The 13,983-nt window shown below is 69.5% G+C and carries 11 protein-coding genes and 2 pseudogenes; 2 read left to right on the top strand and 11 right to left on the bottom strand.

The window, feature by feature from the left end; genetic code table 11:
• Positions 1 to 109: 109 nt before the first annotated feature.
• The 3 genes from AB0M87_RS25440 to AB0M87_RS25430 form a co-directional block, all read right to left on the bottom strand.
• Complete coding sequence (locus tag AB0M87_RS25440; protein WP_365856741.1) at positions 110 to 2,521, bottom strand: sodium-translocating pyrophosphatase; 2,412 nt, start codon at positions 2,519 to 2,521, stop codon at positions 110 to 112.
• 239 nt (positions 2,522 to 2,760) lie between these two features.
• A complete protein-coding gene (locus AB0M87_RS25435) occupies positions 2,761 to 3,225 on the bottom strand; it encodes an ATP-binding protein (protein ID WP_365856739.1) in 465 nt (154 codons plus the stop codon).
• An 85-nt stretch (positions 3,226 to 3,310) separates the two neighbouring features.
• Positions 3,311 to 3,664 (bottom strand): STAS domain-containing protein, encoded by a 354-nt coding sequence (locus AB0M87_RS25430; protein ID WP_003967428.1) that lies wholly within the window; start codon positions 3,662 to 3,664, stop codon positions 3,311 to 3,313.
• A gap of 80 nt (positions 3,665 to 3,744) precedes the next feature.
• Between AB0M87_RS25430 and AB0M87_RS25425 the strand changes: the two genes are divergently transcribed.
• A complete protein-coding gene (locus tag AB0M87_RS25425) occupies positions 3,745 to 6,333 on the top strand; it encodes a DEAD/DEAH box helicase (protein ID WP_365856737.1) in 2,589 nt (862 codons plus the stop codon).
• Between the two features lie 40 nt (positions 6,334 to 6,373).
• On the opposite strand, the pseudogene AB0M87_RS25420 reads toward AB0M87_RS25425, so the two are convergent.
• The 7 genes and pseudogenes from AB0M87_RS25420 to ssd form a co-directional block, all read right to left on the bottom strand.
• A pseudogene (locus AB0M87_RS25420) lies at positions 6,374 to 6,607 on the bottom strand (Rv3654c family TadE-like protein); the annotation flags it as partial.
• 41 nt (positions 6,608 to 6,648) lie between these two features.
• A complete protein-coding gene (locus AB0M87_RS25415) occupies positions 6,649 to 7,209 on the bottom strand; it encodes a TadE family type IV pilus minor pilin (RefSeq protein WP_365856735.1) in 561 nt (186 codons plus the stop codon).
• Positions 7,196 to 7,378, bottom strand: a complete 183-nt coding sequence (locus tag AB0M87_RS25410; RefSeq protein WP_365856855.1) for a DUF4244 domain-containing protein — start codon at positions 7,376 to 7,378, stop codon at positions 7,196 to 7,198. Before AB0M87_RS25410 ends, AB0M87_RS25415 begins: the two co-directional genes overlap by 14 nt.
• Positions 7,379 to 7,541: 163 nt before the next feature.
• Positions 7,542 to 8,333 (bottom strand): type II secretion system F family protein, encoded by a 792-nt coding sequence (locus AB0M87_RS25405; protein WP_365856733.1) that lies wholly within the window; start codon positions 8,331 to 8,333, stop codon positions 7,542 to 7,544.
• Positions 8,330 to 9,053, bottom strand: a pseudogene (locus AB0M87_RS25400) (hypothetical protein). The gene AB0M87_RS25405 and the pseudogene AB0M87_RS25400 overlap by 4 nt, the downstream one beginning before the upstream one ends.
• Before the next feature lie 14 nt (positions 9,054 to 9,067).
• A complete protein-coding gene (locus AB0M87_RS25395; RefSeq protein ID WP_365856853.1) occupies positions 9,068 to 10,204 on the bottom strand; it encodes a TadA family conjugal transfer-associated ATPase in 1,137 nt (378 codons plus the stop codon).
• Between the two features lie 86 nt (positions 10,205 to 10,290).
• Complete coding sequence (gene ssd, locus AB0M87_RS25390) at positions 10,291 to 11,394, bottom strand: septum site-determining protein Ssd (RefSeq protein ID WP_365856731.1); 1,104 nt, start codon at positions 11,392 to 11,394, stop codon at positions 10,291 to 10,293.
• Between the two features lie 488 nt (positions 11,395 to 11,882).
• Between ssd and AB0M87_RS25385 the strand changes: the two genes are divergently transcribed.
• Positions 11,883 to 12,740 carry an HAD-IB family hydrolase gene (locus tag AB0M87_RS25385; protein WP_365856729.1) on the top strand — a complete coding sequence of 286 codons (858 nt, stop codon included), beginning with the start codon at positions 11,883 to 11,885 and terminating at the stop codon, positions 12,738 to 12,740.
• Positions 12,741 to 13,054: 314 nt separating this feature from the next.
• On the opposite strand, the gene AB0M87_RS25380 is transcribed toward AB0M87_RS25385, so the two are convergent.
• Positions 13,055 to 13,915 carry an oxidoreductase gene (locus AB0M87_RS25380; RefSeq protein ID WP_365856727.1) on the bottom strand — a complete coding sequence of 287 codons (861 nt, stop codon included), beginning with the start codon at positions 13,913 to 13,915 and terminating at the stop codon, positions 13,055 to 13,057.
• Between the last annotated feature and the right edge of the window lie 68 nt (positions 13,916 to 13,983).

Genomic DNA, 13,983 nt, shown 5'->3' with positions numbered 1-13,983 from the left:
CAAGGCTCACCAGCGCACGGGGGAGGCGCACAGGCGCGCGAGTGGGGGCGGACGAGGCGTCAGGCGACGTCGCCCGCCCCCGCACTGAGGGGGCGTTACGGGGACCGACTCACGATGCCACCGCGGGATCGGCCTGTTCCGGGACCCGGTCCCCCGCGCCGCCGTCGCTGTCCTCGCCGTCCTCCCCGACGGCGATGCCGCGCCGTTTGGACACGTACACCGCAGCAACGATCACCACGACGGCGACGGCGGCCACCACCGCGCGTATCCCGGCACTTGCGTCGTCTCCGTAGCTGAACTTCACCACCGCCGGTGCGATCAGCAGCGCCACCAGGTTCATCACCTTGAGCAGCGGGTTGATCGCCGGTCCTGCGGTGTCCTTGAACGGATCGCCCACGGTGTCGCCGATGACCGTGGCGGCGTGGGCGTCGCTGCCCTTGCCGCCGTGACGGCCGTCCTCGACGAGCTTCTTGGCGTTGTCCCACGCGCCCCCGGAGTTGGCCAGGAAGACGGCCATCAGGGTGCCTGTCCCGATCGCCCCCGCGAGGAATGAGCCGAGGGCGCCCACGCCGAGGGTGAAGCCGACCGCGATCGGCGCCATGACGGCGAGCAGGCCAGGCGTGGTCAGTTCGCGCAGCGCATCTTTCGTACAGATGTCGACCACCCGGCCGTATTCCGGTTTTTCGGTGCGGCCCATGATCCCGGGATGCTCGCGGAACTGCCTGCGCACCTCGTAGACCACGGCGCCCGCCGAACGGGACACCGCATTGATCGCCAGCCCGGAGAAGAGGAAGACGACCGCGGCGCCGAACACCAGACCCACCAGATTGTTGGGCTGGGATATGTCCATGCTGAGTCCCAGTTCGCCCGCCCTGGCATGGACCTCGTCGACGGCGGTGGCGATCGCGTCCCGGTACGAGCCGAAGAGCGCCGACGCCGCGAGGACCGCCGTGGCGATGGCGATGCCCTTGGTGATGGCCTTGGTGGTGTTGCCGACGGCGTCCAGGTCGGTGAGGACCTGGGCGCCCGCTCCTTCGACGTCACCGGACATCTCGGCGATGCCCTGAGCGTTGTCGGAGACCGGGCCGAAGGTGTCCATCGCGACGATGACACCGACGGTGGTGAGCAGTCCGGTGCCGGCCAGCGCCACCGCGAACAGGGCGAGCATCACTGACGTGCCGCCGAGCAGGAACGCCCCGTACACACCGAGTCCGATCAGCAACGCGGTGTAGACGGCGGATTCCAGCCCGATGGACACCCCGGCGAGTACCACGGTCGCGGCCCCGGTCAGTGAGGACTTTCCGATGTCTCTGACCGGTCGGCGGCTGGTCTCGGTGAAGTACCCGGTCAGCTGCTGGATGAGCGCCGCGAGCACGATGCCGATGGCCACAGCGACCAGCGCCAGCACCCGCGGATCGCCGCCGCGTCCGGTGATCGCGGTGTCGGTGACGCCGTCCAGCCCGGGGTACGTCGATGGCAGATACGCGTAGACCGCCACGGCCACCAGGACCAGTGAGATCACCGCCGAGATGAAGAAACCTCGGTTGATGGCCGACATGCCGCTGCGGTCGGCGCGCCGCGGTGCGACAGCGAAGATCCCGACCATCGCCGTGATGACGCCGATCGCCGGGACGATCAGCGGGAAAGCGAGCCCGAAGTCCCCGAAGGCGGCCTTGCCCAGGATCAGCGCGGCGACGAGGGTGACGGCGTACGACTCGAAGAGATCGGCCGCCATCCCGGCACAGTCGCCCACGTTGTCGCCCACGTTGTCCGCGATGGTCGCCGCATTGCGCGGGTCGTCCTCCGGGATGCCCTGCTCGACCTTTCCGACCAGGTCCGCGCCGACGTCGGCGGCCTTGGTGAAGATGCCCCCGCCGACCCGCATGAACATGGCGATCAGCGCGGCGCCCAGGCCGAAGCCTTCCAGCACCTTGGGCGCGTTCGCGGCGTAGACGAGTACGACGCAGGAGGCACCCAGCAGGCCGAGACCCACCGTGAACATGCCGACCACGCCACCGGTACGGAAAGCGATCTTCATGGCTCGGTGTGAGACAGCCGTGAGATCCTTTTCCGGTTCGCCCACTGCCGGAGTCGCCTCCCGCGCGGCGGCCGCGACGCGCACATTCGCCCGCACCGCGAGACGCATGCCGATATACCCAGTGGCCGCCGAGAAAAGCGCACCGACCAGGAAGAACGCAGAACGGCCGGCTCGCTGCGACCAGTTGTCGGCAGGGAGCAGGAAGAGCAGAAAGAACACGACGACGGCAAAGATGCCGAGGGTGCGCAGCTGCCTTCCCAGATAGGCATTAGCGCCTTCCTGCACGGCCGCGGCTATCTGTTTCATGGAATCGGTACCCTCACCGGCCGCCAGCACCTGGCGTACCAGCAGCTGGGCGACGAGCAGGGCCGCCAGCGCCACCACGGCGATGACGATCACGATGATCCGGTTGCCGTCGGTGAGTGTCACCGCGGCCAGTGAAGTGATGGGTTCGGACTGCTGTGGGTCGAAGAGCCCCGCCATTCGTCCTCCTTGATGCTCAGAGCACAAGATGTGGACGGATTGTAGGGATCGGATCCTGATCAAAAAAGAGCGCGGTAAACGAAATCGACCGTCGCTCGAATAAACCCGTTCGGCGCCAGTAATGGGGCAGAGGCATTGAATGGCGATAAAGATCTAGGGCAAATAAAAAGGCCCTGCTCAGCAGGGCCTGGAGGAGGATCAAGACAGAGGGATCAAGAACGGACTGCAAAGATCAGCGGTTACGGCAGAACTGTCGCCGGTGTCGTCGCCGGTGTCGTCGGCCAGGTCATCCGGATGACTCCGCCGGCCCCGCTCGACGTGACTTCCACGTCGTCGACGAGGCCGCTGATGACCGCGAGACCCATCTCGTCCTCGCCGTCGCCGGACGGCTCGACGTCTTCCCCGGTCGAGGTGCTGCGCACCCCGGGAACGGCGGAAGCTGCCTCGCCCGTGCTCGGCATCTCGTCCCCGACCTCAATGGAGAAGGCCTTCTCCTCCTCGGTCAGTACGACCCGGACCGGAGCCACGATGCCATGGCTGCGGTGCAGACCCACCGCGCGGGAGCATGCCTCGCCGACCGCGAGTCTCACTTCGTCCAGCACAGCCTCGTCGACCCCGGACCTGCGGGCCACTGCGGCTGCCACCAGACGGGCCGTTCTGACATGTTCTGGCTGGGCGCTGAAACGGAGTTCAACGGTGGCCATGCGATCCCCTCAGACGTTCGGGCGTGCTTCTCGGGGGGACCGGGCTGGGAGCCCGGTACCCCTCTTCGTTCTTCCGCCGGAGCCGTCAGTCCGTTGCGGCGACGGCTTCGTCGACCGTGGTGTGGATCGGAAACACCTTGGTCAGACCGGTGATACGGAAGATCTTGAGAATGCGCTCCTGGTTGCAGACCAGGCGCAGCGAGCCCTCATGGGCACGCACGCGCTTCAGGCCGCCTACGAGCACGCCGAGTCCGGTGGAGTCGAGGAAATCCACGCCCTCCATGTCGACGACCAGGTGGTAACTGCCGTCGTTCACCAACTCGACCAACTGCTCGCGCAGCTTGGGCGCGGTATATACATCAATCTCGCCACCGACCTCGACGACCGTACGGTCGCCACCAGGTCCGGACACATTGCGAGTCGACAGGGACAGGTCCACGGATCCTCCAGCACCTTGCTATCGAGCGGCCGCCCCCTGGGGTCTCCCCGGCGGAGCCAGAGAACGGATCGCCAGCCGCGATGGCATTCAATCACTTACCAGCAGCCATGCACGACGCCTTCGGTCCATTGTCCGTCATGCCAGTGACACACTCGGTGCCGATGGCCAAGAATCACCGCTACCGGCGACCCACCGAGGACACGGGTCTGCGACCCGGTCCCCAGGACGTCCTCGACCGTCTCTGCGCAGGGCAGAGCCGGGCTTCGCGCATCACTCATACGGAGCACCTGCCCCCGCGTGAGGGACGTCATGCCATCTGGCCGGACCGCATCCGGCCAGAAGTGCTCGCTGCCATTCGGACACGCGGCATCGAACACCCATGGGTCCATCAAGCCACAGCTGCCGAACACGCGCTCGACGGCGAGTCCGTGATCATCGCCACCGGAACCGCTTCGGGTAAGTCGCTCGCCTATCTGGCCCCGGTGCTCTCCACCCTCCTCGACGGGTCGGAGGCCCCCAACGGCCGGGGGGCGACCGCCCTCTATCTCGCCCCGACCAAGGCCCTCGCCGCCGACCAGCGGCGCACCTTCGGAGAGCTCGCCGCGCCTCTCGGTCAGGGCATCAGGCCCGCGGTGTACGACGGGGACACGCCGGTCGAGGAACGCGAATGGGTGCGCCAGTACGCCAACTACGTCCTCACCAACCCCGACATGCTGCACCGCGGGATACTCCCCTCCCATCCACGCTGGGCCTCCTTCCTGCGCGCGCTGCGCTTCGTGGTCATCGACGAGTGCCACACGTACCGCGGCGTCTTCGGCTCGCACGTGGCCCAGGTGCTGCGCAGACTGCGCCGCCTGTGTGCCCGATACGGCGCCGACCCGGTCTTTCTGCTGGCCTCTGCCACCGCTGCCGACCCCGCCGTGGCAGCGGGGCGCCTCATCGGTCTCCCGGTCCACGAGGTCGCCGACGACGCCTCCCCGCGCGGTGAGCTGGTCTTCGCTCTGTGGGAGCCACCGCTCACCGAACTCCACGGCGAGCAGGGCGCACCCGTTCGCCGCACCGCCACTGCCGAAACCGCCGATCTCCTCACCGATCTGGCCGTGCAGGGGGTCCGCTCGGTCGCCTTCGTGCGGTCCCGGCGCGGCGCCGAACTCATCGCCGTCATCGCCCAGGAACGTCTCGCCGAGGTCGACCGTTCGCTGGCCCGCCGCGTCGCGGCCTACCGGGGTGGCTACCTTCCCGAGGAACGGCGGGCCCTCGAGGCGGCCCTCCACTCGGGTGAACTGCTCGGTCTGGCCGCCACCACCGCCCTGGAACTCGGCATCGACGTGTCCGGCCTCGATGCCGTGGTCATCGCCGGCTATCCGGGTACCCGTGCGTCCTTGTGGCAACAGGCGGGCCGGGCCGGCCGGAGCGGCGGGGGCGCCCTCGCCGTCCTGGTGGCCCGTGACGACCCCCTGGACACCTATCTCGTCCACCATCCTGAGGCGTTGTTCCAGCAGCCGGTGGAGTCCACCGTGCTCGATCCCGACAACCCCTACGTGCTCGCCCCTCATCTCTGCGCGGCGGCCGCGGAACTTCCGCTCACCGAAGCGGACATGAACCTGTTCGGCCCAGCCGCCGCAGGCCTCATGCCACAGCTGGAATCCGCGAAGCTGCTGCGCCGCCGTGGGCAGTCCTGGTACTGGACCCGGCGGGAACGCGCCGCCGACCTCGCCGACATCCGGGGCGGGGGCGGCAGCCCCGTCCAGATCGTCGAAGCAGGGACCGGGCGGTTGCTCGGCACGGTCGACGAGGCGTCCGCCCACACCGCCGTCCACGAGGGGGCGGTCCACCTCCATCAGGGCCGCACCTATGTCGTGAAACACCTGGACCTGGAGGACTCGGCCGCCCTCGTGGAGGAAGCGAGCCCTCCCTACTCGACCACCGCACGCGACACCACCGCCATCGCGGTGCTGCAGACCGACACCGAGATCCCCTGGGGGTCCGGACGGCTCTGCTACGGCTCCGTCGAAGTCACCAATCAAGTCGTCTCCTTCCTGCGCCGCAGGCTCATCACCGGCGAGGTGCTCGGCGAGTCCAAGCTCGATCTGCCGCCCAGGACGCTGCGCACCCGAGCGGTCTGGTGGACGGTCACGGAAGACCAACTGGACGCCGCCCGCGTCAACCCCGAGCAATTGGCCGGCGCCCTGCACGCCGCCGAGCACGCCTCCATCGGGATGCTGCCGCTCTTCGCCACCTGTGACCGCTGGGACATCGGCGGCGTCTCCATCCCGCTGCACCCGGACACCCTGCTGCCCACGGTCTTCGTGTACGACGGCCATCCCGGCGGTGCAGGCTTCGCCGAGCGGGCCTTCCGTACGGCCCGTGCATGGCTCACCGCGACCCGAGCGGCCATCGCCTCCTGCGAGTGCGAGGCAGGCTGTCCCTCGTGCATCCAGTCCCCGAAATGCGGCAACGGCAACGACCCACTGCACAAACGAGGCGCAGTGCGCCTGCTCACCGAACTGCTCCGGGGTGCGCCCGAGGACCTTCCGCACGTACCTGCGGGTTCAACGGCCGAAGAGACTGAACGGGACGAGGCGGCCGAACGGGTGAACCTGGTGGAGCCGTCGGATCCTCCGAGCCCGCTGAAGCCACCGAGTCCGGTGGACCGGCCCGCGCCCTGACCTCCGGCCTGTACGGGCCGAAGCCCGCCTGCGCGGTGACATCGGCAATCTCGCCGCTCAGCGCGCAGCGCACCACCCTGGCGCCCTGTGCCCCCGCCACCTTCGCTGCGGCCCCGCAGGCGGCTTCCCGGCCGAGCAGGGCCCGATCAGCCGCAGCGAGCGCCGCCAGGTCGGCAGCGGAGCCCGCTTGGTGACGTGCTGCCACAGCCTGGCCCATCGCGAGCAGAGCTGCGAAGACCACACAGAGCGAAGCGGTAGCCATGACTGCCCACACGGTCGCGAATCCCCGGTCGCCGGCGCCCTCCCACGGGCTCCTCACGACCTCATCCCCGAACGGGTCCGGTCGCCTGCACCCGCTGCACTCATGCCCGACCGCACCTCTGCTGCGGGCCACCTCCCTGCCGCGGGGCGATCCGCTACCCCCACCTCGTCCTCGGCAAAAGCCGCGGCCGCCGCGCCGACCGTCAGGGCGAGCGGGCCCGGCCCCGGCATCGGGGCCTCGACCCGGACCCGCCAGATGTCACCGACCCGGCCCAGCGTGATCCGTGCACCTCGTGGAGCGGCCGAGCGGGCGGCGGCAATCGTGGCCGCCCGTGGCTCCGATCTGGCGGCCGCCCGCGCACCGGCCCGTGCCGCGTCCACGCACTGGATCTGTGCGGAGGCCGCGGTCAGGGCCCAGACCAGCGCCATCGTGAACAGCACCAGGGCAGGGATCACCATCGCCGCCTCAGCCGATACCGATCCCCTCTCCGCTGCTCCCGTTCCTCCCGTCAGGGCGAGTCGCGATGCGGGTCGCGTCCGGTGTGCCAGGTCTCGTCCCGTGGCTCCTCCCGCTGTCCCTCCCGCTGCTCCTCGCACTGGTTCAGAACTTCGCATTGAGCGCCTTCTCGACGACAGCCTGCAACGCTGCGGCGACCGGCCCACTGGTGACGACTTTGTAGAGGACCGCGGCAAAAGCGCAGGCTGCGATCGTGCCCACCGCGTACTCGGAGGTGGACATACCCGCGTCCCCACCGGCTCCGGAGCCATGCCTGAGCACATCCATGCGGTGACGGAGCCAGCGCCGTGTGTTCCAGGTGGTCCAGGCGGTCCGTGGGCGTCGACTGCCCCGTACGTCGAGTGCCTTCGATACGTGGTGCGTGTTCTGCATCTCGATCTCCCTGTGATCTCTCTGTGGCGTGGTTCATGTGATTGATGGAGCCGGTCAGTCAATTCGCCTTCAGCAGGTGGCTCGCCAGTCCGATCACCACCGGCACCACTCCGACCGCCAGGAAGGCGGGCAGGAAGCAGAGGCCCACCGGCCCGGTGATCAGCACGCTCGCCCTGCCGGCACGGCCCTTGGCCGCCCTGGTGCGGTCTGCCCTGAACCCCTCGGCCATCCGAGCCACCGCCTCGGCCGCAGGCGCTCCCGTCGACGCCGACCGCTCCAGGCAACGGGCCAGACGGGCAGCGCCCGGCACCGAGCCGAACCGCCCCCAGGCGGTCGCCGGGTCGCCACCGAGCCGGAGCTCTGCCGCAGCCCGGGCCAACGCATCGCCGACCGGGCCGCCCAGGGATTCACCAACTGCTTCAGCCGCCTCCCGGGGCCCGGCTCCCGAGGCCACACAAGCCGCCAGCAGCTCAGCAGCGAGCGGCAGTTCGCGGGCTGCGGCCTTCGCTTGCGCGTCATCAGCACCGGACGGAGTACGCCGAAGCTGCCAGCGCCGCACTCCATACCCGGCGGCAAGACCGACGCCGAGGCCGACCGCTCCGCCGACCAGCACGTATCCGACGGCAACCGCCCCCAACGGCGCGCCCCAGCGCCTCGCCCAGCCCCCGAGGTCCGGCCTCCAGCCGGCCTGGGCCGCCTCCACCGGCAGCAGCGCGGTGACCCGTCTGCGCAGCGTCGTCCGGCGTCTTCGTCCAGCCCAGGCGATTCCCAGCCGGGACACCGCAGTGACCACGCACAGCGCTGCCCCCAGCCTGTGGACAACATCGGCGGTCATGAAGCTCCCGCTCATGCGTCCTCCCCTGCTCGGACGATCCGCCCCGCCCAGAACAGCCCCGCTGTCTCCAACATCCCGCCTGCCAGTAGGCAGCAGAGCCCGGCAGGGGTGTGCAGCAGCGTCCACAACGGGTCGGCGCCCAGCGCGGTACCGAGCAGCAACCCGCCCACCGGCAACAACGCGAGAACCAACACGGTCGATCGGGCACACCGACACGCGCCAGCACGCGGCCACACCGACCAAACCGCCCGCTCCCGGCTCTCGCGCCGCCCGCCGCAACGCATCGGGCACGTCACCGCCGAACCGCGCCGCAGCCAGCACGGCGGCCTCTGCCGCACCCAGCGCCCCCGAATCCCGCCCGGCCGCGAGCAGCGCCTCTCCCGGCTGCTTTCCTGCCCTCAACTCACCCGCGACCGCACCGCAAAGGGCGATCACGGCGTCCGTCCGCTGCCGTTGTTTCCGCGCCGCGTCGGCCGCCCGAAGCCGCCGTCCCAGCAGCGGCACCGCCAGCGCCCCCGCCAACAGCGGCAGCGTCGAACCACCCAGCAGGGCAATCACCGCCGCCACGGGCAGGCACAACCACTCGCGCCGCAGCCTTCCGCGCACCCGGTCCCAGCCCGGAGCGACCGACGGTGCCGATCGCACGCCATCGGCGAACAACAGCCGCGCCCTGCGCAGCCCCCGCTCGCGCCGGGCCGGCGACCAAAGACCCAGCACCGCACACACGACCGCCACCGATGCCGGCGCGTTCACAGCGCGTCCCCGATCACCGATCGCAACCGCGGCCAGCCGGGACCCTGGACGAAGCCGTCCGCTTCCCACCGCAGCGCCGGCACGGTCACCACCAGGCCGGCCGCGTCCCGCTCCAGCACATGGACCTCGGCAACCTTGCGGCGCCCGCCACGGTCACGTACAAGATGGACGACCACGGCCAAGGCAGCCGCCAACTGGCTGTGCAGCGCCGCTCGGTCGAGTCCCGCGGCCGTCCCCAGGGCCTCGAGACGTGCCGGTACGTCCACGGCCGCGTTGGCGTGCACAGTCCCGCAACCGCCCTCATGGCCAGTGTTGAGGGCGGCGAGCAGTTCGGTCACCTCTGCCCCGCGCACCTCTCCCACCACCAGGCGGTCGGGCCGCATCCGCAGCGCCTGGCGCACCAGATCCTGCAGGCTCACCCGGCCTGCGCCCTCCTGGTTCGGCGGCCGGGACTCAAGTCGCACCACATGCGGATGATCGGGTTTGAGCTCCGCCGAATCCTCGGCGAGCACAATCCGCTCGGCCGGGCCCACCAGGCCGAGCAAGGAGGACAGGAGCGTTGTCTTCCCCGATCCGGTCCCGCCACTGATCAGGAAGGACATCCGGGCGTCGATCAGGGCTCGCAGCATCCGATCACCGCCCGGCGGGACCGTCCCCGCCGCGACGAGTTCCGCCAGCGAGAAGGCCTTCGGCCGTACCACTCGCAGCGAGAGACAGGTCGATCCGACAGCCACCGGTTCCAGCACCGCATGCATCCGGGTGCCGTCCGGCAGCCGCGCGTCCACCCAGGGCCTGGCGTCATCGAGCCTCCGCCCGGCCACTGCGGCGAGCCGCTGCGCGAGTCTGCGCACCGCGGCCGAATCCGCGAAGGTCACATCGGTCAGTTCGAGCCCGCCACCGCGGTCCACCCAGACCCGGTCCGGCGCGGCCACCAGCACATCGGTCACCGTCGGATCGGCGAGCAGAGCTTCGAGCGGCCCGGACCCGACGAGTTCGGAACGCAGTTCCTGGGCTGCCCCCAGGAGCTCGGCGTCGCCCAGCAACCGCCCCTGGGCCCGTAGCGCCGCGGCCACTCGGGCCGGGGTGGGCTCGGCGCCGCTCTGCGCGAGACGCTGCCGCACAGCGTCCAGCAGAGGCGGTGTGGTGCCGGTGGACTCGAGTCCACCGGCGGGCTGTGATCGATCGGTGAACGGTGATCCGCCGGTCATCGCCTTCGAGCTCACGAGACGCCTTCCTCAGCCAGCGCCTGATCCCAGAACGCGGAACAGAACCTGGCCAGCGGTCCGCGCGGGCGACCACCCGGCGGTGTACCGCGGCTCTGCGCCTCGAGCAGGCCGTCCTCGACGGGCAGTTCACCGAGCAGTGGGAGATCGAGGGCGTGTGCCACCCATTCCTCGTCCAGGCCCGACGCGTAGGGCCCCCGCACGACGGCCCGCAGATCCGGCAGGACCATGCCTGCCATCGAGGCCACCCGGGCTGCCGCCGCTACGGCTCTGAGCTCCCCCGGCACCACGAGCAACCCGAGATCCAGTTGGGCCAGCGCCTCCGCGACTCCTTCGTCGACCCGCCGGGGCAGATCCACGACGACCACACCGCCACCCCGGCGAGCGGCCGCCAGAACAGCACGCATCGCCTCGGGAGCGATCACCACGGCATCGGTCCGGCCCCAGCTGAGAACCCGCAGTCCGTGCAACTCCGGCAGGGACTCCTCCAGCGCGCTTCCACCTACACGCCCCTTGGAGTAGGCGAAATCCGGCCAGCGTCTGCCTTCCGTTTGCTCGCCGCCGAGCAGCACATCCAGTCCGCCGCCCAGCGGGTCTCCGTCAACCAGCACCGTGCGCTGTCCGCTCCTGGCCGCGGTGACCGCCAGCGCACACGCGAGCGTGGATGCGCCGGCTCCGCCCCGCCCACCGATCACGCCGACGGTGAGCGCCAGGCCCCCAAGACCTTCGACCACATCGGCGATCCGCTCCACCAACCAGTTCTCGGCGTCCGGGAGGCGCAGCACATGGTCGGCGCCGATCTCGACCGCCCGCTGCCAGACGTCCGGATCGTCCTGGTCCTTCCCGACGAGATACACGCCTGATCTGCGCGTGTGTCCCCGGACCCGTACGGCCGCGTCGTCCCCGACGAGAACCAGTGGGGCGCTTTCCCAGCTGCCCCTGCGTTCCGGTGCGCCGTGATGGACCTCAGGTTCGACGCCGGCCGCGGCACACAACCGCAGCAGATCGTCCAGGAGCGCCGCGTCCTCGGTGAGGATCAGCGGCCCGCCCGGCCGTCCGTCGACGGCCGGGGTCCGGTCAGGTGTGACAGATCCAGGCATGATCTTCCGTCCCTCTCACAGTGATTCGCGTCGTGTCGCGAAGCCGCCACGAACGAGCTGCGGACTTTGCGAGCGGAATCACCGTGCAGGGATCCGGGAAATTGAGTGGATCTTGCTCGAAAACTGTGGACAACTCAAGGGTTGTGAATATGTCGGCCACTCTTATCGGTGACTTCCGGAGAGCAGTCCACCCATCACGCTCCGTGACCGGTATCAAGGTGAGGAGCGGGTCACCGTAGACCGGAGGGGAGAACAGCCCATGACCATCGAAGGGGCCGAAGGGCGGAAGTCACGGCCGAAAACGGGCCCGGACATGCGACGACCCCAGCCGGGGGGGAGAGCTGGGGTCGTCCCCACGTCCGACTCGGGGGGGGGAGGAGCCGGACGGGGATAGCACGGTCGCGAACGATCCGTGACTTCCATGGTGTACCCGAAGGCCTTCTCAGGCAAACCCACGCGCCGCAGCGTAAGCCGAATGGCGGGCACCTATGCTCGGCGTTGTGGAAAACCACCCGTCGCCTCGTACAGCCGCCTTCTTTGACCTCGACAAGACGGTCATCGCCAAGTCGTCGACGCTGACCTTCAGCAAGTCGTTCTATCAGGGCGGCCTGATCAACCGCCGCGCCGTCCTGCGCACCGCCTACGCCCAGTTCGTATTTCTGGCGGGCGGCGCGGACCACGATCAGATGGAGCGGATGCGCGCGTACCTGTCGGCGCTCTGCAAGGGCTGGAACGTCCAGCAGGTCAAGGAGATCGTCGCGGAGACACTGCATGACCTGATCGACCCGATCATTTACGACGAAGCCGCCTCCCTCATCGAGGAGCACCACACCGCCGGCCGCGATGTGGTGATTGTCTCCACGTCCGGCGCGGAGGTGGTCGAGCCGATCGGGGAGTTGCTCGGCGCGGACCGCGTCGTTGCCACCCGGATGGTGGTCGGATCGGACGGCTGTTTCACGGGGGAGGTGGGTTACTACGCCTACGGGCAGACCAAGGCGGAGGCCGTCAAGCAGCTCGCCGCGTCCGAGGGGTACGACCTCGAGCGCTCCTACGCATACAGCGATTCGGTGACCGACGTGCCGATGCTGGAATCGGTGGGTCATCCCCACGCGGTCAATCCCGACCGAGCGCTGCGGCGGGAGGCGGTCGCACGAGATTGGCCGATTCTCGTCTTCAACCGGCCGGTGAGGCTGAAGCAACGATTGCCGGCACTGCGCATGCCGCCTCGGCCGGCACTGGTCGCCGCCGCCGCTTTCGGAGCTGCGGCCGCTACCGCCGGCCTGGTTTGGTATGTGAACAGGGGTGGCCGAGTAAGCCGCAGGCGCGAGGCTTTTGTCCCTATTTGAGCCGATAAGCGATGAACCGGGGCGAGGGGTTCCCCTTGCCCCGCGACAGGAGTACAAAGGTTTTAACGGCCCGCGAGACCAAGGACATCCGAGAGGATCACCTGAAACCGCATGAAGGCCCCACGGGCCGAGCATGAAAACTGGGCACCCACGCGACGTCGACCCGTCGATTACGGGCCAGCCGCACCAGGGCACGGGCCAAGTCCCGACCTGATGGGCAATATTCGAGGACGCTTGGTAACTCAGTGGCCATGTCGGCGGCGGTACCGCTCAACCGGTATCGCCGCCACTCTGTGCCGACAGGGGCCCGGTGCTCAGGCCGCGCCGCGCTGGAGGGCCTCGCACACCGCCGTGGATTCCCGGACGCCTAGTTCGACCGCACGGCCGCAGTGCATGATCCAGGAAGCCATCCCCTCCGGGGTCCCGGATACGTAGCCGTCCAGCGCCGCCACGTACGCCGCACGCCCCAGCTCGGCGTGGCCGACCTCAGCGGGACAGATCGACTTGGGGTCCAGTCCGCTGCCGACCAGCACGATGCGCTCGGCCGCCCGGGCGACCAACCCGTTGCATGAACCGAAGGGGCGAAGGGCCAGCAACTCACCGTGCACCACCGCCGCAGTCACCAGCGCCGGAGCAGAGCTCCCCGCAACAACAAGCTGCGAAAGGCCTTCCAGCCGCACTGCCACCTCATCGGCATCGGGCAGCGGAAGCTCGATCAGCGGCTCGTCGGCCTTTTCACCCGCCAACCGCGGGCGGCCCACCGAATCCGTCGAGTCGGCAGCGGCCACCAGATGCAGCCGCGCCAACACCCGCAGCGGCGACTGCCGCCAGACGGACAGCAATTGTCCGGCCTCCGCGGACAGTCGCAGAGCGGCGCCGACCGTGCGGGCCTCGGGATCGCCGCTGAAGTCGGTACGCCTGCGCACCTCCTCCAGATCCCAGTCCGCCCCGGACAGCGCAGCCGAGCCGCGCGCACCACGCAGCGCCGCCTCCGCCGTCACCTCGTTTCCACGCCGGCGCATGACACGGTGCCCGTAGACCCGGTCCACTGCTTTGCGTACGGCATCCACGGCGCTGTCGACGCCGGACAGCCGGCCCAGTGCCGCAAGGGGATCTGAGGGATCAGGGGGGGTCGCCGGGGATCCGGCGGACGACCTCCGGGAGAACGCAGTCATAGGAAGCGAGGCTACGCGTCCATAGCACTCCTTCCACGTTGGAGTGGTCTTCTTCACTTACCGGACGC

This window comes from Streptomyces sp. NPDC051320 (genome assembly GCF_040682175.1).
GTDB lineage: Bacteria > Actinomycetota > Actinomycetes > Streptomycetales > Streptomycetaceae > Streptomyces.
This window is presented reverse-complemented; position numbering and strand designations above follow the sequence as displayed.

Bases quoted from the DNA above. Each gene is read 5' to 3' on its own strand.
- AB0M87_RS25440 (WP_365856741.1), bottom strand. From the start codon at position 2,521: ATGGCGGGGCTCTTCGACCCACAGCAGTCCGAACCCATCACTTCACTG.
- AB0M87_RS25435 (WP_365856739.1), bottom strand. From the start codon at position 3,225: ATGGCCACCGTTGAACTCCGTTTCAGCGCCCAGCCAGAACATGTCAGA.
- AB0M87_RS25425 (WP_365856737.1), top strand. From the start codon at position 3,745: ATGGCATTCAATCACTTACCAGCAGCCATGCACGACGCCTTCGGTCCA.
- AB0M87_RS25415 (WP_365856735.1), bottom strand. From the start codon at position 7,209: ATGCGAAGTTCTGAACCAGTGCGAGGAGCAGCGGGAGGGACAGCGGGA.
- AB0M87_RS25410 (WP_365856855.1), bottom strand. From the start codon at position 7,378: ATGGATGTGCTCAGGCATGGCTCCGGAGCCGGTGGGGACGCGGGTATG.
- AB0M87_RS25405 (WP_365856733.1), bottom strand. From the start codon at position 8,333: ATGAGCGGGAGCTTCATGACCGCCGATGTTGTCCACAGGCTGGGGGCA.
- ssd (WP_365856731.1), bottom strand. From the start codon at position 11,394: ATGCCTGGATCTGTCACACCTGACCGGACCCCGGCCGTCGACGGACGG.
- AB0M87_RS25385 (WP_365856729.1), top strand. From the start codon at position 11,883: ATGCTCGGCGTTGTGGAAAACCACCCGTCGCCTCGTACAGCCGCCTTC.
- AB0M87_RS25380 (WP_365856727.1), bottom strand. From the start codon at position 13,915: ATGACTGCGTTCTCCCGGAGGTCGTCCGCCGGATCCCCGGCGACCCCC.